Source organism: Longicatena caecimuris (genome assembly GCF_004341945.1).
Taxonomy (GTDB): domain Bacteria; phylum Bacillota_I; class Bacilli_A; order Erysipelotrichales; family Erysipelotrichaceae; genus Longicatena; species Longicatena caecimuris.
The window spans coordinates 1-21869 of the sequence record NZ_SMBP01000032.1 but is presented as its reverse complement, the minus strand read 5'-3'; the positions used below and the strand labels follow the sequence as shown (position 1 = coordinate 21869).

Genomic DNA, 21869 nt, shown 5'->3' with positions numbered 1-21869 from the left:
ATAGAGAGACACGCTTTGAAATTAAAACGAACCGCCGTATACGGAACCGTACGTACGGTGGTGTGAGAGGGTGATTTATTTCACCCTACTCGATTTATCCATATGATGACGCTTATGCTTAATCATGATGCGAAAGATTAAGTTTTTTTATTAAATGGATTATTCTTGATGATCAGCAAACAGGTAAATATTTTATCAACAAAAGATCTTTTTATTCATTGTACGATAAAGGTTCTCATAGTTTTATTAAAGTGCTTGACTCTCCTGTAACAGGAGGATATATCCTTGATTTACAAGGAGGTATGAATGATGGAATTATGTATACAAGTGGAACATCTGACAAAGCGATTTCAAACACAAATTGCGGTGAATCAATTGTCTTTTGAGGTGAAGAAAGGTGAAATCTTCGGTATTCTAGGACACAATGGTGCGGGGAAAACGACAACGATCGAAATGCTTCTTGGTTTACAAAACCCTGATGAAGGAAAAATCAGGCTCTTAAAGAAAGATGGTGCTAGCATAGATAAAATAATCTTTGAAAGGATTGGAGTACAACTGCAGGCATCAAGTTATCAAAACAATATTCGGGTAAGGGAATTATGCGAAGAAATGGCATCACTGTATCAAGATCCTGCAGATTACCATGAACTATTGGAACAGTTTGAATTATCGCCGTTTGCACATCATTTTGTAGCGCATTTATCACAAGGAGAACGCCAAAAGTTATCTATCCTATTGGCATTACTACCAAAACCGGAAATGCTTTTTTTAGATGAAGCTACGACAGGGTTAGATGCAGCCGCAAGAAGAGCGGTTTGGGATCGTCTTTTGTTATGGAAAGAAAAAGGTACGACCATTTTGTTAACGACACACTATATGGAAGAAGCAGCGTATTTGTGTGATCGCATTTTATTATTGAAACAGGGAAATGCTATTATGGAAGGAACTGTAGCAGATATTGCAAAAGGTTTTGCCAGTTTAGAAGAAGCTTATTTGCACTATATGGAGGTGACTAAGTTATGAAGCGCTTTTTGACATTGTTTAAAATAGAAGGGAAATTAGCTCTTCGCTGTCCGGATGGTATCATTTTTGGTGTGATCATGCCGGTAGGAATCTTATTTTTGATTGGTTTTATCGCGAAAGATCAACAAGCAGGAAATAGTGGCTATACCTTTATGCAAAGTGCATTTCCTTCTCTAATCACCATTGGTATCTGTGCGACAGCATTCATGGGTCTTCCTACGACGTTCAGCGATTATCGTGATAAAAAAATCTTAAAACATTTTTTTGTGACACCGGTAAGTCCGCGCGTGTTATTATTAGTGGAAACACTTATCGCCGCATTGACGGCAATCGTATCAGCCTGTATGATAAGCTTATGCGCCATACTATTTTTTGATTATCATATGGAAGGAAATCCCTTCTTATTTCTAGGAGCTTACGTTTTCGTGTTATTTTCGATGTATGGCATAGGAATGATCATCGCTGGTCTATCACCTTCGCTAAAGGTTACGAATATCATTTGCAGTGTTGTCTATTTCCCTATGTTATTTTTATCCGGAGCAACCATTCCATATGAATTGTTTCCTTCACCGTTGCAACACATTGCGGATGTATTACCCCTAACGCAAGGAATTCATGTATTAAAGGATGTTTCTATGGGGATATGGAATGAACAAACACTACTGGCGGTTGGCATACTATTACTAATTGGCATACTTAGCTATCAAATAGCAATTCGATTATTCCGCTGGGATTAACAAAAGGAGGATGCAGATGGAACAGAATTACCATTGTACAGAAAAAGAGGTACCTTACTATTACCGTATTGGAATGTTTGCGCAAATGAATAAGATTACGATTAAAGCATTGCGTCATTATGATGAGATTGGCTTATTGAAGCCTGCATATGTGGATGAGCATAACGGATATCGTTATTACAGTTCTAGTCAGTTGCCAATCTTACATCGTATTCTCGCTTTACGTCAAATTGGTTTTCGTTTGGATGAAATTCAACAAATATTAAGTGGTGCTAACGAAACAGGAATGTTATTGATGAAGAAAAGTAAGTTACTGCAGTCTGTGAGTGATTTGACACAGAAAATAGCTGCCATTGAAGGTTATCTGGCCAAAGAGGATACGGTATCTGCTTATCATCCCATTATAAAATCATTGCCTAAGGTGAAATGTGCATCCATGCGTGTACAATTAGATAGTTATCAAGATTTATTCACCTATATGCCAAAAATGGGAGAGGCAATGGAAAAAGCCGGTTGTATATGTGCAGAACCAGATTATTGCTTTACTTGTTACCATGATGGAGGATATAAAGCAAATAAGGTTGATGCAGAAATATTTCAGGCGGTTACTGCGATGCAGGATGATATGCAGGATTTGCATTTTGTCGAATTATCGGAGGTGGAGCAAGCGGTTTGTGTCCTTCATAAAGGTAGTTATGAAACGTTGCCTTATGCCTATCAAGCATTGATTGCTTACATGGAAGAGCATGGCTATATGGCCGCAGGAGAGCCTCGTGAGGTGTATATCGATGGTGTTTGGAATAAAGATACGAGTGCACAATGGCTTACGGAACTGCAATTTCCAATAAAACAGGAGTAAAGGATATGGAAAGTGAAGGCGAAAATTCTTCACTTTTTTTCATGGATGACTGCTATGAACTAGCCCAAAGTGCTTGCGAAGCCTAGTGCCATCAACATGAAGAAGATGAGGATACGTGAGGAAAAGCGTTCCATCTGCATGATGGAATTGCTGGATTCAAATTTATGTTTCCATATGAGAACGCTATCACGTCATATGTCTTGACACATCTACAAATACAGGCGTAATTTATTGTGTTCATTCTGCTTTCGTTGTATAATAAATGGGCTAAACTTTGAGGTGATGATATGGAAAAGATACGAGTAGAAGATCTAACCTTCTCTTATGACAAGGAGCGCAATGCCGTTGAGGCAGTGTCCTTTGCGATTGAAGAAGGCAGCTATACAACAATTATCGGACATAACGGCAGTGGCAAAAGTACGATAGCAAAGTTATTGATTGGTTTGCTGGATAAAGATCAGGGACATATCTATGTGGATGGTGAAGAGCTGACTATGGATACGCTATACGATATACGCGATAAGGTTGGTATCGTCTTTCAGAATCCGGACAATCAGTTTATCGGCGCTACGGTTGCCGATGATATCGCATTTGGTTTGGAGAATCATCAGGTAGCCAGCGAATATATGCAGGAGATTATCGATCGCTATGCGCAAAAAGTCGGCATGAGCAAGTATATGCAAAGTGAGCCGACAAAGCTTTCCGGTGGGCAGAAACAGCGTGTGGCTATCGCCGGCGTTTTAGCAATGACACCGGAAATCATCATCTTCGATGAATCTACAAGCATGCTAGATCCACAAGGGAAAGCAGAAATTAATGAGCTGATCCAGGAAATACATAAAGAAAGCAGTATTACGATCATTTCGATTACGCATGATATCGAAGAGGTAGCAAAGTCAGATCATGTTATTGTTATGGATGGCGGACATGTTGTCATGCAAGGATTACCGGATGACATCTTATTGAAGGAAGAACAGCTGATAGCATTACAACTGGATATTCCATTTGCCTTGAAGTTCACAAATGCATTAAAGAAGGCGCATATCGAAATTGCGCCATGTACCACACTAGAAAGGGCGGTTGAGGAAGTATGTCAATTACGTTCAAAAATGTAGCACACACCTATAATGAAGGTTCTCCTTTTTCCTATGCCGCTTTAAAAAATATCAATTTAAATATTCCCGAAGGTAAGGTTACTGCTGTGATTGGTGAAACAGGCAGTGGTAAAACAACCCTTGTACAGCATCTGAATGCATTGTTGTTGCCTAGTGAAGGAGAGTTAGAGGTATTAGGTAAGAACATTGTCGCTAAGGAAAAACCAAAAAATTTAAAGGCGTTGCGTAAACAGGTAGGCCTGGTCTTCCAGTTTCCGGAATATCAGCTATTTGAAGAAACGATTGCCAAGGATATTGCTTTCGGTCCTAAGAACTTTGGAGCAAGCGAAGAGGAGGCATTGGAAGTTGTAAAAAAGGTCATCAACGTCGTCGGCTTAGATGAAAGCTATTTAGAGCGGTCTCCTTTTGATTTATCCGGTGGCCAAAAACGCCGTATTGCGATTGCCGGTATCTTGGCTATGGACCCCGGTGTGTTGGTGTTGGATGAGCCAACAGCCGGACTTGATCCGCAAGGAGCAAAAGATATGATGGAACTGTTTTTACGCATGAATCGTGAATTTCATAAGACGGTTTTAATCGTTACCCACGATATGGAGCATGTATTGCATTACTGTGATGAGGTCATCGTGGTTAAGGATGGTCAGATTGAAAAGCAATGCGATGTAAAGGAATTCTTCCGTTCGGTTGCATTATTAAAAGAACTGCGCATCAATCCGCCAGCCATTATACGCTTACGAGAAGAACTGATTGCGCAAGGTTTTCATATTGCTTCTTCCATTCTTGATTTAGATGAATTGGCACAGGCAGTAGCGAAAGAGGTGAGATCCCATGAATAATATTGCTTTGGGTAGATACCTTCCATTAACGTCTATCATACATAACATGGACCCCAGAGCAAAAATTGGGGCAATGCTCTTAATGATGGTAGCAATCTTTATACCGGCCGGTTATACCGGTTATATCATTATCGGCATAGCGGTAGTACTAACTGCGTTGTTAGCGAAATTAAAGCTTAGTTTCTTATGGAGAGCCATGAAACCAATGCTTTTTATGTTAAGCTTTCTACTTATCATCAATCTGCTTGTTGTACGCAGTGGGGATGTGCTCATTACCATTGGCAGCTGGAACATTTATACAGATGCTTTGACACAGACGCTGTACATCGTGATACGATTGGCATTGATGATCATGATCACAACGATTTTAACAGCAACCACCAAGCCTTTAGAACTAACCTTAGGCATTGAGGATTTATTAAAACCATTCAAAGTGATTGGAGTTCCTGCCCATGATATTGCGATGATGATTTCTATTGCATTGCGTTTTATCCCAACGCTGATTGAAGAAACTCAGCGTATCATGAAAGCACAGGCATCACGTGGTGTGGATATGGAAAATGGGAAACTGATGGAAAAGGTGAAAGCCATTTTATCGTTGATCGTACCTCTATTTGTTTCTGCTTTTCAAAGAGCAGAAGAATTGGCATATGCAATGGAGGCCAGAGGATATATTCCTAGTCGCCCACGTACCCGTTATAAACAGTTAAAGATGCATGGGAAGGATGTAGCTTTATTGTTGTTAAGTGTGTTAATTCTGGTGGGAATGATTGTATTAAGTATGACAGATCTTGGCTTCTTTTAAGGAAATGTCAAAGGGAGTGCTTAAGGTTAAGCACATAAGCTAAAGATTGGTAATAGTGCATTTATCCATATTGTAAAGATAAAGGCGTTTAAGATAATATTTAAGCGGTAATGGTATAAAGGTTATTACGAGAGGTTCAGATAGAAAAAGAGTAAGGAAAGGGGAATTCTATGGCACGCTATAAAGCAGTTGTCAGCTATGATGGCAGTTCCTATGGCGGCTGGCAGAAACAGTTGAATACTACTTCTATACAAGAAGTTATTGAACAAGCATTAGCGAAAATGCACAAGCATGATGTTGCAATCGTGGCTAGCGGACGAACGGATGCCGGTGTACATGCTATAGCTCAAGTGTTTCATTTTGACAGTGAGATGAAGATACAAGAGAAGCATTGGATAAAAGCATTGAATTCTCTATTACCTAAAGATATCCGGATACAGTCCGTAAAACAGGTTACTGAAGCGTTTCATGCCCGTTTTGATGCCATTGGAAAACGATATGATTATTTGATTAGTAATGATATTTTAAATCCTTTTAAGGAAAATTATATGGCAAAGGATGCACATAAGCTTGATGTAGCTTATATGCAGGAATGCGCTACTGTATTGATAGGAACTCACGATTTTACCAGCTTTACCAGTAATAAGATTGATCCGCGAAAACCGCGTGTAAAAACCATTACTCGTTTAGAGGTGTTACAGGAAAAGGATCATGTACATATGATTTTCGAAGGAAACGGTTTCCTTCGTTACATGGTACGCATGTTATCCCAAACATTAATAGAAGCTGGTAAACATCGCATTACAAAAGCTGATATAAAAAAGATGTTAGAAGCGAAAGATAAGCATGCCTGTCGTTACAAGGCAGTCCCACAGGGATTATACCTTGTTCGTGTGGATTATGCAGATGATGAGGAACAGAATTAGGGACTATGCCAGTGTTATAAGGATATCCCCCATTTTGTTCTTTTTATTTTTTGAGAGCATCTATGGCGTATAAGTAAACTAGTATGGATGATAATAAAGGTATCATTATTAAAAGAGGTGAAAGAAAACAGAGAAGCTGATGCGTACCATAAAAAATCATGGAAAGAAATAGCAGATTATTGTTAGGAAAAGAAGGCTTTTCGCATACCATTTTTTACTTGAATATGGTATAGTTACCATGGAAATTTATAAAGATGAAAGGAGGAGGTTATATGCGTAAAACAAACTATCATATGCATACGAAACGTTGTATGCATGCTTCCGGCAGTGATGAAGATTATGTGCTTGCAGCTATCGAAGGTGGATATGAAGAAATTGGTTTTTCTGATCATTCACCTTGGCAATATAAGAGTGACTATGTGGCACATATGCGAATGCGTGCAAGTCAGTTTGATGATTATTATAACAGCATTAAAAAACTGCAAGTGAAATATAAGAATCAGATAGCAATTCGCATTGGTCTGGAATGTGAATATTTCCCTGAATATATGGGATGGTTGAAGACACTGCTAGTGAATTATGATATGGATTATATTATATTTGGAAATCATTATTATAAGACGGATGAAAAACGTATTTATTTTGGAACTGCTTGTGAGGATGACACCTATTTAAAACTTTATGTGGATGAGGCAATAGCCGGTATGAAAACAGGCCTGTATGCTTATTTAGCACATCCAGATTTATTCATGCGAGGAAAACGGGTGTTTGATCATAAAGCGGTAGAAGAATCGTATCGTTTATGTATAGCGGCTAAGGAATTAGGAATCCCATTGGAGTATAATTTGGCAGGTGCTGAGTATAATGCAATTATGAAGACGGAGCAGTATCCGCATAAGGATTTCTGGCGAATCGCTGCCGAGATTGGCAATACAGCCATTATTGGTGTAGATGCTCATGAACCATCGGCTTTAAAAACGGATACATATCGTGTTGAAGGTATAAAAAGATTGCGGGATTTAGGGTTAAATATAACTGATACGATAGAATTTGGAAAGTTTAAAGGATAAAGTGTTTATTTTTTATGAATTTCAAAAGATTTTTATTGACTTCTTGAGGGATTGATAATAAACTATTAAATAGGCACTTATGCCTTTGTAGCCCCGGAAACTACATAGGAAAGGAAGTAAAAATATGCGCCAAACAACATTTACTAAACCTGCAGACGTTAAACGTACATGGTACGTTGTTGACGGAACAGGATTGACTTTAGGTCGTTTATCTACAGAAGTAGCATCTGTGTTAAGAGGAAAACATAAACCTACTTACACACCAAACGTTGACTGCGGAGATTTCGTTATCATTATCAATGCGGATAAGATCGAAATGACAGGAAACAAACTGGACACTAAGAAATACTACAACCACTCTGGTTACGCTGGAGGATTGCGTACACGTACTGCACGTAACATGAAGGAAAACTATACTGTTGAATGGGTTGAAAGATCTGTTTATGGTATGTTGCCTCATACGAAGTTAGGTGACAGAATGCGTAGACATCTGTTCGTTTATACTGGAGCAGAACACCCACACACAGCTCAGCAGCCAGTTGAGTTGAAAATCAAAGGATAGGAGGAATAAGAAATGGCAGCTAAGAAAAATACAGTAACTTACAATGGTACAGGACGCCGTAAAACTTCTGTTGCTCGTGTCTTTATGACTCCGGGTAAAGGTAATATTGTTGTCAATGGAAAAACATTGGAAGAATATTTACCATTAGAAACTTTGCGTATGGTTGTTCGTTCACCATTAGAATTAACAGAAACTTTAGAACAGTTTGATATCAAGATCAACGTTCAGGGTGGAGGATACACAGGTCAGGCTGGCGCTATGCGTCATGGTATCACTCGTGCTTTAATGGAAGCAAGTGCTGATTATCGTCCTGCATTGAAAGCAGCTGGATTTGTTACTCGTGACCCTCGTGCTAAGGAACGTAAGAAATACGGTCTGAAGGCTGCACGTCGTGCACCACAGTTCTCTAAGAGATAGTTATTATTGTTTCTTAAGAGAGCAAAAGAAAATTACAAAAACGAGAAAAAGCCTTTATTTAAGGGCTTTTTTTCATGTTCAGTGATTTTGTGAATTTTCATAAAAAGTGGCAAGAAGTACTATAGAATTTGGAAAAATGGCTCAATTGATGGGAAATAAGCAGCAAATAAGCAACAATTAGGCGTAAAATCTGGCGTAATTTTTGGCGTAAAGTTAGCGCAAAATTTCAATCATTCGCTGTTATTATTTTATCCATGCGATAGAATGATTGTGTAGAAAGTGTAATTAGATAGTCTGGTGTTCAAATATCAACACCTTTTTTAAATCTTGCATTCTAGTTTAGAAGATGACATAATAAACTTAATGAAAGAAAATTAGAATTTGTAAGGTCAAGGAGATGATAGAAGTGAATTTTGATACACAAGTTGAAAGCTTGTTTGCGCAGATAATAAACAAGCATATAAAATATGGAAAGAACTGTTGAATATAAGTGAAAAATGTAATGACTTATATCCATACTTTGATAAGTTTGTTGATATGATGGATGATCATACAAATTCATATATTCGTACAAGAGGATTACGATTAATTGCTTATAATGCAAAATGGGATACTGATAATAAAGTTAATAATATTATTAATCAATGGCTTAAACATATTGAAGATGAAAAACCAATCACAGCAAGACAATGTATTAAAGATGTGGTTATTATAGCAAAATATAAACCAGAACTTATAGATGTTATTCTTGAGGCATTAGTAAAATATGAGAAAATATATGACGATAGTATGCAAAATTTAATTTTTAAAGATAGGCAAAAAGCAATACGTATAATAAGACAATATACTTGGTAAATTAGAATTTGAATTACAACAAATTATGACTTCTTAACAGAGGTTATAGGTTATCAATAAAATCCTCCAAAAGCCTTGAAAACAAAGGATTTATCGCAATGTGTTCGCCTTATCCCTTTATATGATTTCACACAAGTTTACTCATCCCCTGACTGCTTATAAGGGCAAATTCAAGGGCAAGAAAATCTGATAACAAGATATAACAGAGTGTGGCAATCGGAGAACTGTGATATATGTGCGAATATATTATAACGGAGGATTTTTTAATGGACAAGTATATTTATGATGAAAGAAACGGTCTTTGGTATGAGTTGCAGGGAGATTACTATATTCCTTGTCTTACCTTACCAACCGAAGAAGAAAGACCTATCGGCATTTGGGGACAGCAGCACAGACGATATCTGAAAGAGCATAAAAAGGCTGCCTATACAATGCTTCTGACAAACGGTAAGCTGAACAGTTATCTTGCCGATATTGATAAGCAAGCGGAAGAAATGTTTTCTCGGTTGGTGAAACAACTTGCCGAAAGAGAGGGCATGACTGAAGCACTCAAAGCAGAAAATCAAATGCTGTGGATTGGTCGAATGGCGAACATTCGCAACCGAGCTATGGAGATTGTCAATGCTGATTTAATATTTGCATAATACAAATGGGAGACGGTCTATAAATACCGTCTCCCGTTTTATAATCTCGGTCATATATTATAATAGTCCCTGTGCAGAAAATAATTCTGCAATTTCATCAGCAGATTCCACCATTCCCCTCTGAAACCATACATCAATCCAACCATACAGCGTATAGGCAACAAACGCCGTAGTGTAAGCCTGTGTCTTTTCATATTCTGGTTTCGGCCCACAAATACCGATAATCACGTCTTTCAGAAGATAGGTAAGTCCTCTTTCGTTCAAAAGCTGGTAAAAGGAATGGTGCTTTTCAAAATGAACAATCATTGTGTGGATTTGCTTGCTTAGCGGAACACCATCGTTCTTTTTCCATTCGTCTGTCCACTCACGGAAAAGAGTGTCTAAATATGCTTTCAAAATATCTTCTTTTCGCTTGTAATTGCGGTAGAAAGAGGCCCTTCCAACACCCGCTGTATCAACCAATTCGCTGATAGAAATATCTTCTAACGGCTTCTCTGCAAGCAGCGAAAGAAATGCGTCCGTCAAATGTTTTATAACATATGCATTCCGCCCCTCGTTGCTCATCGGTGATACTTTTTTAGCATTTTGTCTCATTTTCAATACACCTCTTGATTACTTAAATATTTGACGATACAATAATAACGACGAAATAAATGTATCATCATTATAATGCGAACAAAAGCGCATGTCAATAGCGAATAAAAATATCAGGAGGAAAGAAAATGTCACTTACGATGAAACGAGCAATCATTATACTGGTTGTCATGGTCATTGCTTTTGTACTCGGAAGACTTGCCGTCCGTGCCGTTATGAACCTACTGCTCGGCGGAACGATGTTCGGAGGTAATTTTCTATGAGAAAGGGTACAAAAAAAGGTATGAAAACAGGAGCGTTTGTTTTTCTGTGTATCGTGGTTTTTATCGTCACATTTGTAACATCCATAGTAATTAAAATAAGCTATAAATCTCCCGAAATGCAACAATATTCAGTGCAATGGAGCGATGAGATTGGAACAGTCCGAACAGACCTTACATACGGAGAGAAACCCGCAAATGAATTCGATTTGTATCTCCCTGTTGATGATAGCAAGGAAAGCTACGGTTTAGTTGTATATCTCCACGCAGGCGGATTTACAAGCGGCGATAAAACGGATGACAAGGAAATATTACAGTGGCTTTGCTCCAAAGGCTATGTTGCAGCCGGAATTAACTATACCTTGCGTGATGACGCTCATCCTGAAGCAAGTGTTCTTTCACAGTCGAACGAAATTAAAGAGAGTATTCCGTTTGTGATAGAGGAAGCAAGAAAGCTCGGATACAATATTGACCGTATGGCTACGGCAGGCGGATCAGCGGGCGGATGCCTTGCTTTGATTTATGCTTACCGTGACGCATCTTCTTCTCCTGTACCTGTAATGATGGCGTTTGAAGGGGTAGGTCCTACATCGTTTTATCCCGAAGATTGGAAATGCTATGGTTTTGACCAAAACGCGGAGGCCGCCGCGGAAATGTTCAGCGTGATGACAGGCAAAGAGGTTACGGCTGAAATGTTCGGCACAGCAGAATATGACGAACTTGTCAAGGATGCTTCAGCACTCCTGTGGGTAAATGAAGATACTGTTCCAACGGTTATGGCATATGGTCAGCACGATAAATTTCAGCCTTATGAAGGCTCTGTTCGTCTTGACAAAGCGTTGACCGAGAATGGAGTTCCCCACGAATATATCGTGCTTCCTCATTCGGGTCACGGTTTGCAGAACGACAACAGGCTGTATGCCGAATATATGGCGAAGGTCGAAGAATACTTGAATAAATATATGAGCGAATAAAGGAGATAGGCGGGGTATGAAGAAATTGCTAAAAGTTTTACTTATCATTTTTTTGGTAATCGTGGTACTTGTCATTGGTTTAGTCATTTTTCTGACCATCGCATCAGGAAAACAAAACGCACCGAAAGAATATTGGAATGCAATAGCCACAGAAGGAACTATTGAAAAGGAATATAACAAATTAGGTAGTTACGAATTTGAATCTAAGGTTTATGATGCTCCAAAAGTGGATTCTCATGATAATAATTTTGTGGTGTATATGCCGAAAGAGGAAGGTACATATCCGCTTGTTGTTATGGTAAATGGTTCAGGAACTCCATGGGATAAGTATAAAGCAGTTTTTGAACATTTTGCAAGTTGGGGCTATGTTGTTGTAGGATGCAATTACGAAATAAGTTGGGACGGAAAACACGCATCTGAAACACTTGACTTTGCACTAAATACAAAAGAAATTGCCGATAAAGTAGATACAAGTAAAGTTGCAGTTTGTGGGCATTCTCAAGGTGGCGAAGGAGCATTTAATGCAGCCTTAGAATACGATAACTCTGATATGTATAAAGCAATATTTCATTAAGTCCAACAAATCAAGAATTAGCATTAGGACTTAAATGGGGATTTAATCTTGATACGGATGATATGTATGCTTACAGATTAGAAAATGTAACAATACCGACAATGATAATTGCAGGGACTGGAAAATTTGACAGTGAAACAGTAACGCCATTGTATAAAATGGAAGATATGTTTGAGCAACTGAATACAGACGTTGTAATGGCAAGGCTAAGTAATAATGTTGACCATGGGGCAGTTTTATATGAGGCAAATGGATATGTAATCGCATGGCTTGATTACTATCTAAAAGGAATTGAAACCAACGGAACGGCATTCTTTGGGAATGAAGCTGAAATCAAGAACAACACAAGGTATCAGGACTTCACTTCGCAGAAAGTTAAATAATGCTGTTTGCGTGGAGAATACTAGTTTTCATTGGAGAGAACGGTGATGAACACGAAAACAGAATGGATACTATGCCCTGTCTGCGGCAACAAAACCCGTGACAGACTGCGGGAAGATACCGTATTAATAAACTATCCCCTCTACTGCCCAAAATACAAACAGGAAACGCACATCAATGCAAAGGGTTTGCAGATAACCGTCATTCAAAAGCAGGAACGCTGACAAGACTATGTATGCCGCCGTGTATGGGTAACACCATAGCGGCGGTTTTTCTTAACATAAGAATGTCTCGCAAAGCGTGGCATTCGTTGTTTTCTATCGGCTGTTTCTGTCAAAGGATTTCTTTCTGCGTTGCTGCTGTTTGCCCTGCTCCTGCAACTGCCTGAGCCTGTTTCTGACGCTCTCTTTTTCGGGCGATTTCTGCGGTCTGCGCTTTTCCTTGACCTGTCGCTCCCACTCGGCAAAACTGCGGTTGTACTGTTCTACAACGGCTTCCGCCTCTCGGTAGGTTGCCATAAACGCCTGCACATCGGGATAACCGTCCTCTTTCAGAATATCGGGCAGCTTGTCAAGCCTTTCGGAGATTTCGGCTTCGGTCTGCTGTATCTGCTCGGTAAGAGCTTTTCGTTCCTTGCCCTTGAAAATCCCTGTTGTCTCTGAAAGCTGTGTTCTCAGCTTGGGCAGAACATTGTCCTGCAAATTTCTAATCCCTCTTGCTTCGTCCTGTACCCGTATCATCAGGTTTTGCATAGTTTGGAACTCCGCCATATCAATATCAAGCGTGGGCTTTGGCGGCATACCGTGTTCACGGATAAGGTTTTGCAGGAAGTCTTTTGCTCGACTTACGATACTGCGGAACAGATTGGGAAGCCAGCCGCTTTTGCGGATAGAACTGCTTACTTTGTCGTGTATCTCGCTCTGCTTGACCTCCAAAATCCTTATACAGTTTCTAATGATGATAATTGGAGAGTTCAAGAAATATTAGCAAAATCATTTGATGAGTTCTGTAAGAAAAAAGGATACGAAAATGCTATTCCAATAATTGATGAATGGTTGAAAAACAGCAACCCTAATACTCGACGGGCTGTTACAGAAGGTTTAAGAATTTGGACAAGCAGACCTTATTTCAAAGAAAACCCTATGGAAGCGATTGAACGATTAGCTGATTTGCGAGAGGACTCCAGCGCATATGTTAGAAAGTCGGTAGGTAACGCTTTAAGGGATATAAGCAAAAAATATCCAGAGCTGATTAAAACCGAACTGGATAGTTGGAAGTTGGAAAGCAAAGAAATCAATCAAGTATATAAATTGGCAAATAAGTTTGTTAAATAACAAATTCCAGTTTGCTTGCTTTCAGGTATTCAATTATAAACACCATTTCAGCATTACTTTTCCTTTATTTGATAGTCATAGATGAAGATGTGTTTAACTGAATGATATAATGACTGGATAGGAGATAATATTCTTTGAATCGAAAACTCTTTGCTTTTTATAAAGCTAATTGAGTGTATTTACATATCACTCAAAATGATTCTTTATATCTCATGCCAGTTCATAGTTTGATGTTATAAAGTTGAAAGATTACATGGAATTTTTAGTTGTCAATATTACTTTAAGTTATTTTAAAACATATATAACATATTTAAGTACTATGATATAAATAAGTTTATATTGAACTTATTTAAGTATTGTTGTGATATATGATAATGAACTACTATAAAGAGATTAGAATTTTTGATTCTAAACTTGGTGATGATAAAGTAAAATTAGCGGGAATATAATATAGGGGAAAAGGTAAATATATTGATGAGATTCTGTTAAATGGATCTAACATCAACGAGCTCTGAAATATTCATGCGAAGATTTATGAATAATAAAGTGGTAAAAGCAATAGATAATGAAAGTATCTTGCAAATGAATTTACAACCAAAAGATATTAAACAAGTTGAAGAAGAATATAAAAAAGATCAGTAAAATATACAAAAAATGAAATGTATTGGGTAGGGTATTTATATAGATATTTTTCATATACGTATGAATTATCATCGATTAGAGTCTATAAAATTGTAAAGCCGAAAGAGTTTAGAGGATTATTTTTACCATATCATATACTTACCCCTGAGCAAGCAATAGAACGTATATTGGAAGCAAAAGGTATGATGTTAAATTTAGAAGATGAGATAAACAGACAGTTTGAAATCTATAAAAGAATAAAAGATAATTCTTATAAGAAATATAGATATAGTCTAGTGTTCAAATAGGAACACTGTTTTGAAATCTTGTATTCTTGTTTATAAGTGTCATAATAGATTTAATTAAAAGAACTGATATGAATTTAGTGTTAAGTATTTCGTTATAAATACACAGAGGATGTAAAAATGAAAAAGAAGATATGGAAAAATCCAAATAATCTTAATGAATTAGAAGTCGATGAAAATTGTTTAATAGACAATAGAACTGGGGAACGATTTGTTGAAGATGAAAACGGAATTATTCAATTTATTCAAAAAGAGGAAATAGAAGGTTCAAATAAAAAGAGCACGGATTTTTATAATAGTTTTGCGCCATTCTATGAGATAGGTCAAAAGATATGGTACAGTTTTTTTGGTGGTGAAGAAAAAGCACGGATGGATTACTTAAACTATCTTGATATTAAAGAAAATACAACGGTATTAGAAGTATCTATTGGGACAGCAGCTAATGTAAAATATCTAACAAGAAATGCAGATTATTACGGAATAGATATATCTATGGGGCAACTTCTTCAAAGTGTAAAAAATAAAAATAAATATAAGCTACCGATTACATTATGTTATGCAAATGCTGAGAGTTTGCCATTTAAGGATAATTCATTTGATGTTGTTTATCATATTGGTGGTATTAACTTATTTAATGATAAACAAAAAGCAATTTATGAAATGGTTAGGGTCGCAAAAAAAGGTGCTAAAATCATGATTTGTGATGAAACAGAGAAAGTTGCACAAAAATATGAAAAACTGCCTTATTTTGGAAAGCCATTCAAAAATAGAAAAAATAGTTCCACCTATTAAACTGTTACCAGAAAATGTTGAAAACATAAAATCAATTGAGATAAGAAAAGGAACGTTATATATTATTACTTGCAATAAAAAATGATTTTAAAACACTAAAACGGTTGTATTCAATAAAGTTGAGAGCTAATTTTTAGTTTATATGATTTTAGGTGTTCAAATAGGAACAGTTTTTAAAATCTTGTATTTAGGTTTATAAACTGTCATAATAGATTTTATAAAAATCAAATTTGGATTTGTGAAGGTGGAAGAATGGTAGAAAATAGACCTAATTTTATAAATATTAATTCATTTGAGGAGTTCAGTAAATACTATTGGTATCGTGAAGAACTCTCACAAATATGTAAATCAATAGGATTGGAGTATAGAGGTACAAAGCAAGAACTTATTTATAGTATTGAGCAGTATTTTAAAGGTAATCTGATAAAAAAATCTTCAAAACAAACTAAGTATGCTCAAGTAGATGTTGTAACTTTGGATACACCATTACTTGAATGTGGATTCTCTTTTAATGCTAAATTTAGAGAGTGTTTTTCGACTTTAACAGGCATTTCACCTTTTAAATTTACCGCAAATATGGCCGCAGCATGGAGAAAAGTGAAAAGTGAAAAAAATATAGCGTTTACAATACAAGATATGCTGAAAATTTATTATGGCGAATTGAACTATGCCCAATATGATAAATCAGTTTGTCAGTGGAATCAATTTTTAAAAGATTTTTGTGCAGATGAAAACAGTGTAAATTATTCTAATAAATTAAAAGTAGCATCTATTCTTTGGAAAGAAGTCAGAAATTCAACAGAAGAAAAGACTTATTCTAAAGAACTTTTAGATATCTATTTTGATAAAATAAAAGAGTACCAGAAATAGTTAAATTCTTATTTAACAAAAAGGATAAGTTATAAGTTGTTTAATCAACCAAAGGTTGATTATTGTATAGTCGACTCATTGTGTATAGAATTAATATCTTCTGTATGATATTTTGGATTAGGAGGTGACAAGAATGAATCAAATTCAAATTGGTAGGTTTATAGCTGATTGTCGGAAAGAATCAAATATGACACAGCGACAGATTGCTGAAAAATTAGGCATAACAAACAGAGCAGTTTCAAAGTGGGAAACCGGTAAAAGTATGCCAGATGCATCACTTATGCTTGAATTATGTGAAGCATTACATATTAGTGTAAATGAATTACTCTGTGGAAAAAGGTTAAATGAGCTTGAGGAAAGAAAAGAATCTGAACAAAATACACTAGCTATGTTTATGGCCAAACATGAATTAGAAAACCTACGTGTTTTAACAGAATTACTTATATTTATAGGAATCATTATTACAATGACATTGACATCTGCTGTGGCTAAGACTACAATACAAAAAATGATAACACTAGCAGTAGGGTGCTTTGTTTGGGGATATGGAATTTATATGAGAATAAGGCTTGGAAAAGCAATAAATAGAATTAACTAGCATTACAATCTATGTGATTTTGGTTGTTTTAAATTTGTATGCAAGTTTATAAGATGTCATAATAGATTTAATGAAAGAATAAATAGAATTTACGGAGGAAACAATATATGTGGATGTGCCCAAGATGCGGCAGAGAATTTAAAAGAACGAATCAAGGTCATTACTGTGGAGAAGCTCCTAAAACAGTATTAGAATATATAGATACGCAACCTATAGAAACACACTCCCACTTAAAGGAGATGATGAATGCAATACAAAACAGTGTCCCTTGTGTAAATGAACGTATATTATGGAGTATGCCATATTATGAAAAAGAAGGAAAATCCATCTCATTTTCTGCTTGTAAAAAGCATATCAGTTTTTATGTAGGAGTTGAAACTATTGAAAATTTTGCATTAGAGTTAAAAGGACTTGTCACTAAGAAAAATGCTATTTATTTTCCTTATGATAAAGCATTACCTACAGAATTGATTGAAAATATTGTAAAATGGTGTTTAGGCTGATTTGATAACTTTTGGTTTGCTAATTTAATATAGAATGTACAAGAAGCGGTTTGCTATATGATCAACCGTTTTTGAAATAATAAGGCATTTACGAGATATCTTAAATATTTTTAATGAAGGTCCATATATTACCGATTATGTCAAAGCAAAGGATTTCATATAGCGACCTTGGTTTTTAAGAGTATAGTACAATTTTATTATCTTTATAGCAACCGTATCCAAAAGCTAGCTATTGGAATTATAATTTAAATGACCCAATTGAAATATCAAAACTTTTCGATAGATTCTATAAGGGTGATAAATCTCGCCATAAAGATTCTACAGGGTTGGGATTGTCTATTGTAAAAGAAATTTGTCTTATCTTGCATTGGGAGATAGAGGCCAGACAAGAAGACGATGATGTAATCATCCAGATTAACACAAATAACAATTCAATTTATTTAGAGGAAAAAGATGTTTAGAAAAGCTTAGCGATATCACATGAAAAAACGTGTTGTTAAAAACATTAAGATTGCAGTTGTTAAATTCGCAGGATGTTGCTGAGATGATCATCATTGCACTTGCATTTTCGTATAAAAGGAATCCTTGAGGCTTACTTGGCTTTAATATGTTAAAATGCATTGCTTGTAGCAATAGGGTGGATTTCTTATAGTGGTATTAGGACATGAGAAAGGAGCCTAGAAATGTTAAATGAAAATATTAAGGCAATTAGAAAAGCGAAGGGGCTTTCACAAGAAGAGCTTGCAATCAAATTGAATGTTGTGCGTCAAACGATATCAAAGTGGGAAAATGGATTATCCGTTCCAGATTCGGATATGCTAATTTCAATTTCGGAAATTTTTGAAACACCAGTTAGTGCATTACTCGGTGAATCGATTATTGAACAAGAGGCTGATGATGTAAAAGCAATAGCAGAAAAACTTGAAGTTATTAATTTACAACTGGCAAAAAGGAAGGAAACAAGGCGGAAGATTTTGCATTGGGTCTTTATCACATTGTGCTTATTATTGGTAGTGATTTTTGTGTTTTTCCTCACATTAAATAGTGCCTATCTAAATTGGGATTACGGTAATCCAGAAACGGCGGTTCAGGGAGTTGGGGTTCATATCTTTGAGTGGTTGTTTATCAGGATCGCACCAGTGGCAGCTGTGATTGCTATTATCGGTGCTATTTTGACACGAAATAGAAAATTACATGGACTATAGAAGAAAAGAATAAGTGGAAATAACAGGTGTTCTTATTTGAACACCTGTTATTTAAAACTAGTTCAATGAATTCTCATGTATTAGCAATATATTGCATTTGTTAGCAAATAAATGGCGGTATGATGCAGTGATTAAAGTTGTTTTGTAAATAAAGTTGCTTCTTGCTTTACAATTAAAAAAAGAATACAGATACTATATAAACTTAAATATATTAAGATATCATAGAAAAAGGTTTTCACGAATCGATCTTATTGATCATAGCGAAAACCTTTGACTATTTGTATAAAAATCATCTTTTTTGCTTGTGAAACATTTCAAGTGTATAGTCGATGGCGATTTCTAAGGGATCTACAAAGCGTTCATCTAATTGCTCACGCTCTTTTAAAATCGATAATTCTGTACAAGCTAAGATCATACGCTCAACCTGCTGTTCTTCCATCTCTTTGATGATGCTGATTAATTTATCCTTATGAATAGGTTTACCGGCTTTAATATCATCATAAATTAAAGACATAACATGTTGTTGATTTTCCTGATTTGGGATGACCCATTCTAACTGTTGTGACTCACAGCTTTTCTGATACAATTGGCTTTTTATTGTACCATCAGTCGCTAATATTCCAACTCTTTTTATGCCTTCTTTTTTTAATCGTTCTGTCGTATGGTCAATCAAATGGTAAATAGGTGCATGACTTACCTTTTGAAATTCATCATAGAAAAAATGCGAAGTGTTACATGGAATCAAAATGAGTTTTACCCCAATCTGATTGAGTAAATGCAGATCTTCCATAAAATAAGGAAGAGGATTATCATTTGTATGATCTAAGATATAGCTCGTGCGATCAGCAATCTCGGCATGATTCAATATCACCATATTTAAATGGTCCTGATCGGTAGGTGCCTTGGTTGCACGTAATATTTTTTCATATAGGTATGCACTCGCTTCTGAGCCGACACCACCGATAATACCTAGTTGATAATTCATGGAGCACCTCCTATCCTGCCCTTAATAGTATCATACATCAAAAAGGGAAACAATATGACAAAATAAGAAAACGTTTAAGAAATTAGAGAGCTTATTTAAAAGTTTTGACTACTAAGGTACGATCCACCTGAATGTGAAAAAGAAAAAAGGGGGAGGTCATTCTTGTGCTCTAATGAATAGGTTACTAGGATGATAATAAAAAAACAGCAAGAATGCTGTTTATGATTAAATCCCACGTTTATTGAAATAGAGCTTATACTTTTTATAAGCCATATGATAAAATCGGCGGATCATGACGGCGCGGAATAAGGAGCGATCTTCTTTATATAAAAGTGTTGTGTCATATTTCTTTTCTTGAATTAATTGCTTTACCTGTGCATAAGAATCCTTGGAAACATACTTCAACAACAATTTCGGTGGTATGTGGAGCCATAGATATGGATTATCGTGATAATGTGTTTCCATTTGCTTATGTTCAATCAAGTCATCAACAAGATATTTTACTAGATTACATCCAGACGCAGTTGTGAAATAGCTGCTGCGACCTTGTCGGATATTGATTTCGAATACTTTGAATTTACCATCACGGACATCATATTTCATATCAAAATTAGAAAATCCAGTGTAGTGCATATCTTCAAGGAATTTCTGATAGCGTGCATATACCTGTTTATTTGCTTGTTGGACGATTGCATTGTAATTGCCAATACCATGTGGTGTATAATCTTCACTGACACAATGTCCAAGGCACATCATTTTTACTTTACCATCGCGATCAGAATAGCTGTTTAAGACATACATTGTACTGTCATCACCTGGAATGAAGTCCTGAATGATCATGCTGCCGGTATAGCCGGCATTGTATACCGCATCTAGGATTTGTCTTAATTCATCCATATTTTCAGCACGGTAGCCCTTTTTCTTTCCTTCAAATTCCAGATCTACATATTCGATAGAATTGCTAGCTTTCGCCGCTACAGGAAAGTCGAATGGTAGAGTGAAGTTATCTTTATTTGCTTTCGTTATAATAAAAGTTTTTGGATAGTCGAGTCCGTATTCTTCACAAATCTGATAGAAATCTTCTTTATTTTCTAATTTTTCTTTCATTTCATTGGAAATGTAATTTGTCACAAAATAGTTATCCAGAACATCGCGGTGATTAACAATCAGTTCGGTATAACGGTCTCCGCAAGCGATGAGCAGTAAGTGCTCATAATATTGATGATAGGTCTTACCTACTTCTTCAATATATTTAACAAAGTTATCATCATGATCAAATTCATGAAAGGTCATTACTTTTACAATGTTACTTTTTTTTGTTTCTAATAAAGGAGCTTTCCCTAAAGAGAGAGATGTAATTCCATATTCTTTATGGAAGGATTTTGCTATTCCATAGGCATTGGCGTCAGTACCTAAGATGACTGGTAGAAACTTGCGGTTGGTGTTTTTTACTAGAATATCCATATTGTAGTTTTACCTCTTTTCTATATTCAATGTAGTTTATCGTCCATGTGATCATATTCGTTGTTATTTTCATACATCTATATATTCACATTGCGTTAATCATTATAGCATATTTTTGGTTAGAGGTTTTAATAAAATCTTAAAGTATGATGAATTCAGGGCATGAGTATGTAATGTTTTTAAAAGATAGGATTAGGAGGGGGAAAAGATGCTATGTGAGTTGTTTAGGATAGGGAGTTATCAATAGTGAGAAAACTTCTTTTTTTAATGAATAAATGTGTAAACGTTTACATAAAAGGTGAGTAAAAAAAGCTTTTTAAAAAGTGAAAAAAATAAAAAATAAGCGTTGACATGAAAGATAAATTGATGTATTATAAACAGGCACTCAACGAGAGTGACGTCCACCAAGCAGTGGATGCTATCGGTCTTTGAAAACTGAACAGGAAACGTCAATTTCAATGAAAAAAGAGAAGTAATTCTCGGATAAACAAATAAGAAAAACGTTAGTAAACGTTTTGAGCTAAATCAAATGGAGAGTTTGATCCTGGCTCAGGATGAAC

General features: G+C 36.1%; 28 protein-coding genes. 24 read left to right on the top strand and 4 right to left on the bottom strand.

The window, feature by feature from the left end:
- Nucleotides 1–309 precede the first annotated feature (309 nt).
- From EDD61_RS13235 to EDD61_RS13180, 12 genes are all read left to right on the top strand, one after another.
- The gene (locus EDD61_RS13235; RefSeq protein ID WP_424353163.1) at nt 310–1023 is read left to right on the top strand and encodes an ABC transporter ATP-binding protein; all 714 of its coding nucleotides are present in this window, start codon (nt 310–312) and stop codon (nt 1021–1023) included.
- Complete coding sequence (locus tag EDD61_RS13230; RefSeq protein WP_132225777.1) at nt 1020–1760, top strand: ABC transporter permease; 741 nt, start codon at nt 1020–1022, stop codon at nt 1758–1760. Before EDD61_RS13235 ends, EDD61_RS13230 begins: the two co-directional genes overlap by 4 nt.
- 16 nt (nt 1761–1776) lie before the next feature.
- Nucleotides 1777–2619 carry a MerR family transcriptional regulator gene (locus tag EDD61_RS13225; RefSeq protein ID WP_132225775.1) on the top strand — a complete coding sequence of 281 codons (843 nt, stop codon included), beginning with the start codon at nt 1777–1779 and terminating at the stop codon, nt 2617–2619.
- Between the two features lie 287 nt (nt 2620–2906).
- Nucleotides 2907–3734, top strand: coding sequence for an energy-coupling factor transporter ATPase (locus EDD61_RS13220; protein WP_008690055.1), 828 nt, complete (start codon nt 2907–2909; stop codon nt 3732–3734).
- Nucleotides 3710–4570: an energy-coupling factor transporter ATPase gene (locus EDD61_RS13215; protein ID WP_132225773.1), complete on the top strand. Its 861-nt coding sequence runs from the start codon at nt 3710–3712 to the stop codon at nt 4568–4570. The genes EDD61_RS13220 and EDD61_RS13215 overlap by 25 nt, the downstream gene beginning before the upstream one ends.
- A complete protein-coding gene (locus EDD61_RS13210) occupies nt 4563–5375 on the top strand; it encodes an energy-coupling factor transporter transmembrane component T family protein (RefSeq protein WP_008690052.1) in 813 nt (270 codons plus the stop codon). The genes EDD61_RS13215 and EDD61_RS13210 overlap by 8 nt, the downstream gene beginning before the upstream one ends.
- A 170-nt stretch (nt 5376–5545) precedes the next feature.
- Nucleotides 5546–6301, top strand: a complete 756-nt coding sequence (gene truA / locus EDD61_RS13205; protein WP_008690051.1) for a tRNA pseudouridine(38-40) synthase TruA — start codon at nt 5546–5548, stop codon at nt 6299–6301.
- A 272-nt stretch (nt 6302–6573) separates the two neighbouring features.
- Nucleotides 6574–7371, top strand: coding sequence for a histidinol-phosphatase (locus EDD61_RS13200; protein ID WP_008690050.1), 798 nt, complete (start codon nt 6574–6576; stop codon nt 7369–7371).
- Between the two features lie 124 nt (nt 7372–7495).
- Entirely contained in the window at nt 7496–7933 is a 438-nt protein-coding gene (rplM, locus tag EDD61_RS13195; RefSeq protein ID WP_008690049.1) for a 50S ribosomal protein L13, read from the top strand.
- Between the two features lie 12 nt (nt 7934–7945).
- On the top strand, nt 7946–8350 hold the full coding sequence (rpsI, locus tag EDD61_RS13190) for a 30S ribosomal protein S9 (protein WP_008690048.1): 405 nt from the start codon (nt 7946–7948) through the stop codon (nt 8348–8350).
- Nucleotides 8351–8830: 480 nt separating this feature from the next.
- On the top strand, nt 8831–9205 hold the full coding sequence (locus EDD61_RS13185) for a hypothetical protein (RefSeq protein WP_243642730.1): 375 nt from the start codon (nt 8831–8833) through the stop codon (nt 9203–9205).
- 266 nt (nt 9206–9471) lie between these two features.
- Nucleotides 9472–9849 (top strand): TnpV protein, encoded by a 378-nt coding sequence (locus tag EDD61_RS13180; RefSeq protein WP_008690046.1) that lies wholly within the window; start codon nt 9472–9474, stop codon nt 9847–9849.
- Nucleotides 9850–9906: 57 nt separating this feature from the next.
- Here EDD61_RS13180 and EDD61_RS13175 read toward each other — a convergent pair whose 3' ends face one another.
- A complete protein-coding gene (locus tag EDD61_RS13175; protein ID WP_008690045.1) occupies nt 9907–10443 on the bottom strand; it encodes a TetR/AcrR family transcriptional regulator in 537 nt (178 codons plus the stop codon).
- A 128-nt stretch (nt 10444–10571) separates the two neighbouring features.
- On the opposite strand from EDD61_RS13175, the gene EDD61_RS14195 reads away from it, so the two are divergent.
- The 5 genes from EDD61_RS14195 to EDD61_RS13160 all read left to right on the top strand — a co-directional run bounded on the left by EDD61_RS14195 (nt 10572) and on the right by EDD61_RS13160 (nt 12856).
- Entirely contained in the window at nt 10572–10706 is a 135-nt protein-coding gene (locus EDD61_RS14195; protein ID WP_008690044.1) for a hypothetical protein, read from the top strand.
- Nucleotides 10703–11677, top strand: a complete 975-nt coding sequence (locus tag EDD61_RS13170) for an alpha/beta hydrolase (protein ID WP_008690042.1) — start codon at nt 10703–10705, stop codon at nt 11675–11677. The genes EDD61_RS14195 and EDD61_RS13170 overlap by 4 nt, the downstream gene beginning before the upstream one ends.
- A 16-nt stretch (nt 11678–11693) precedes the next feature.
- Nucleotides 11694–12251 carry a poly(ethylene terephthalate) hydrolase family protein gene (locus EDD61_RS13990; RefSeq protein ID WP_207901056.1) on the top strand — a complete coding sequence of 186 codons (558 nt, stop codon included), beginning with the start codon at nt 11694–11696 and terminating at the stop codon, nt 12249–12251.
- A gap of 62 nt (nt 12252–12313) precedes the next feature.
- A complete protein-coding gene (locus EDD61_RS13985; protein WP_207901055.1) occupies nt 12314–12634 on the top strand; it encodes a hypothetical protein in 321 nt (106 codons plus the stop codon).
- A gap of 45 nt (nt 12635–12679) precedes the next feature.
- Nucleotides 12680–12856 carry a cysteine-rich KTR domain-containing protein gene (locus EDD61_RS13160; protein ID WP_132225771.1) on the top strand — a complete coding sequence of 59 codons (177 nt, stop codon included), beginning with the start codon at nt 12680–12682 and terminating at the stop codon, nt 12854–12856.
- A 93-nt stretch (nt 12857–12949) separates the two neighbouring features.
- Here EDD61_RS13160 and EDD61_RS13155 read toward each other — a convergent pair whose 3' ends face one another.
- Entirely contained in the window at nt 12950–13384 is a 435-nt protein-coding gene (locus tag EDD61_RS13155; protein WP_008690036.1) for a hypothetical protein, read from the bottom strand.
- Between the two features lie 51 nt (nt 13385–13435).
- Here EDD61_RS13155 and EDD61_RS13150 point away from each other — a divergent pair, with 51 nt between their 5' ends.
- The 7 genes from EDD61_RS13150 to EDD61_RS13120 all read left to right on the top strand — a co-directional run bounded on the left by EDD61_RS13150 (nt 13436) and on the right by EDD61_RS13120 (nt 18860).
- Nucleotides 13436–13966 (top strand): DNA alkylation repair protein, encoded by a 531-nt coding sequence (locus tag EDD61_RS13150; protein ID WP_132225769.1) that lies wholly within the window; start codon nt 13436–13438, stop codon nt 13964–13966.
- A 1046-nt stretch (nt 13967–15012) separates the two neighbouring features.
- Nucleotides 15013–15684, top strand: a complete 672-nt coding sequence (locus EDD61_RS13145) for a class I SAM-dependent methyltransferase (RefSeq protein WP_243642729.1) — start codon at nt 15013–15015, stop codon at nt 15682–15684.
- Nucleotides 15685–15936: 252 nt separating this feature from the next.
- Nucleotides 15937–16554, top strand: a complete 618-nt coding sequence (locus tag EDD61_RS13140) for an SAP domain-containing protein (RefSeq protein WP_008690028.1) — start codon at nt 15937–15939, stop codon at nt 16552–16554.
- A 133-nt stretch (nt 16555–16687) separates the two neighbouring features.
- Nucleotides 16688–17152 carry a helix-turn-helix domain-containing protein gene (locus EDD61_RS13135; RefSeq protein ID WP_008690026.1) on the top strand — a complete coding sequence of 155 codons (465 nt, stop codon included), beginning with the start codon at nt 16688–16690 and terminating at the stop codon, nt 17150–17152.
- Between the two features lie 107 nt (nt 17153–17259).
- The gene (locus EDD61_RS13130; protein WP_008690024.1) at nt 17260–17655 is read left to right on the top strand and encodes an iron chaperone; all 396 of its coding nucleotides are present in this window, start codon (nt 17260–17262) and stop codon (nt 17653–17655) included.
- 257 nt (nt 17656–17912) lie between these two features.
- Nucleotides 17913–18116 carry a sensor histidine kinase gene (locus EDD61_RS14210; RefSeq protein ID WP_341539322.1) on the top strand — a complete coding sequence of 68 codons (204 nt, stop codon included), beginning with the start codon at nt 17913–17915 and terminating at the stop codon, nt 18114–18116.
- 222 nt (nt 18117–18338) lie between these two features.
- Nucleotides 18339–18860, top strand: a complete 522-nt coding sequence (locus tag EDD61_RS13120; protein ID WP_132225767.1) for a helix-turn-helix domain-containing protein — start codon at nt 18339–18341, stop codon at nt 18858–18860.
- Between the two features lie 289 nt (nt 18861–19149).
- Here the strand turns inward: EDD61_RS13120 and EDD61_RS13115 are convergent, their stop codons facing one another.
- Both EDD61_RS13115 and EDD61_RS13110 read right to left on the bottom strand, forming a co-directional pair.
- Nucleotides 19150–19845, bottom strand: coding sequence for an aspartate/glutamate racemase family protein (locus EDD61_RS13115; RefSeq protein ID WP_008690015.1), 696 nt, complete (start codon nt 19843–19845; stop codon nt 19150–19152).
- 225 nt (nt 19846–20070) lie between these two features.
- Nucleotides 20071–21309, bottom strand: coding sequence for a carboxylate--amine ligase (locus EDD61_RS13110; protein WP_008690013.1), 1239 nt, complete (start codon nt 21307–21309; stop codon nt 20071–20073).
- Nucleotides 21310–21869: the final 560 nt, after the last annotated feature.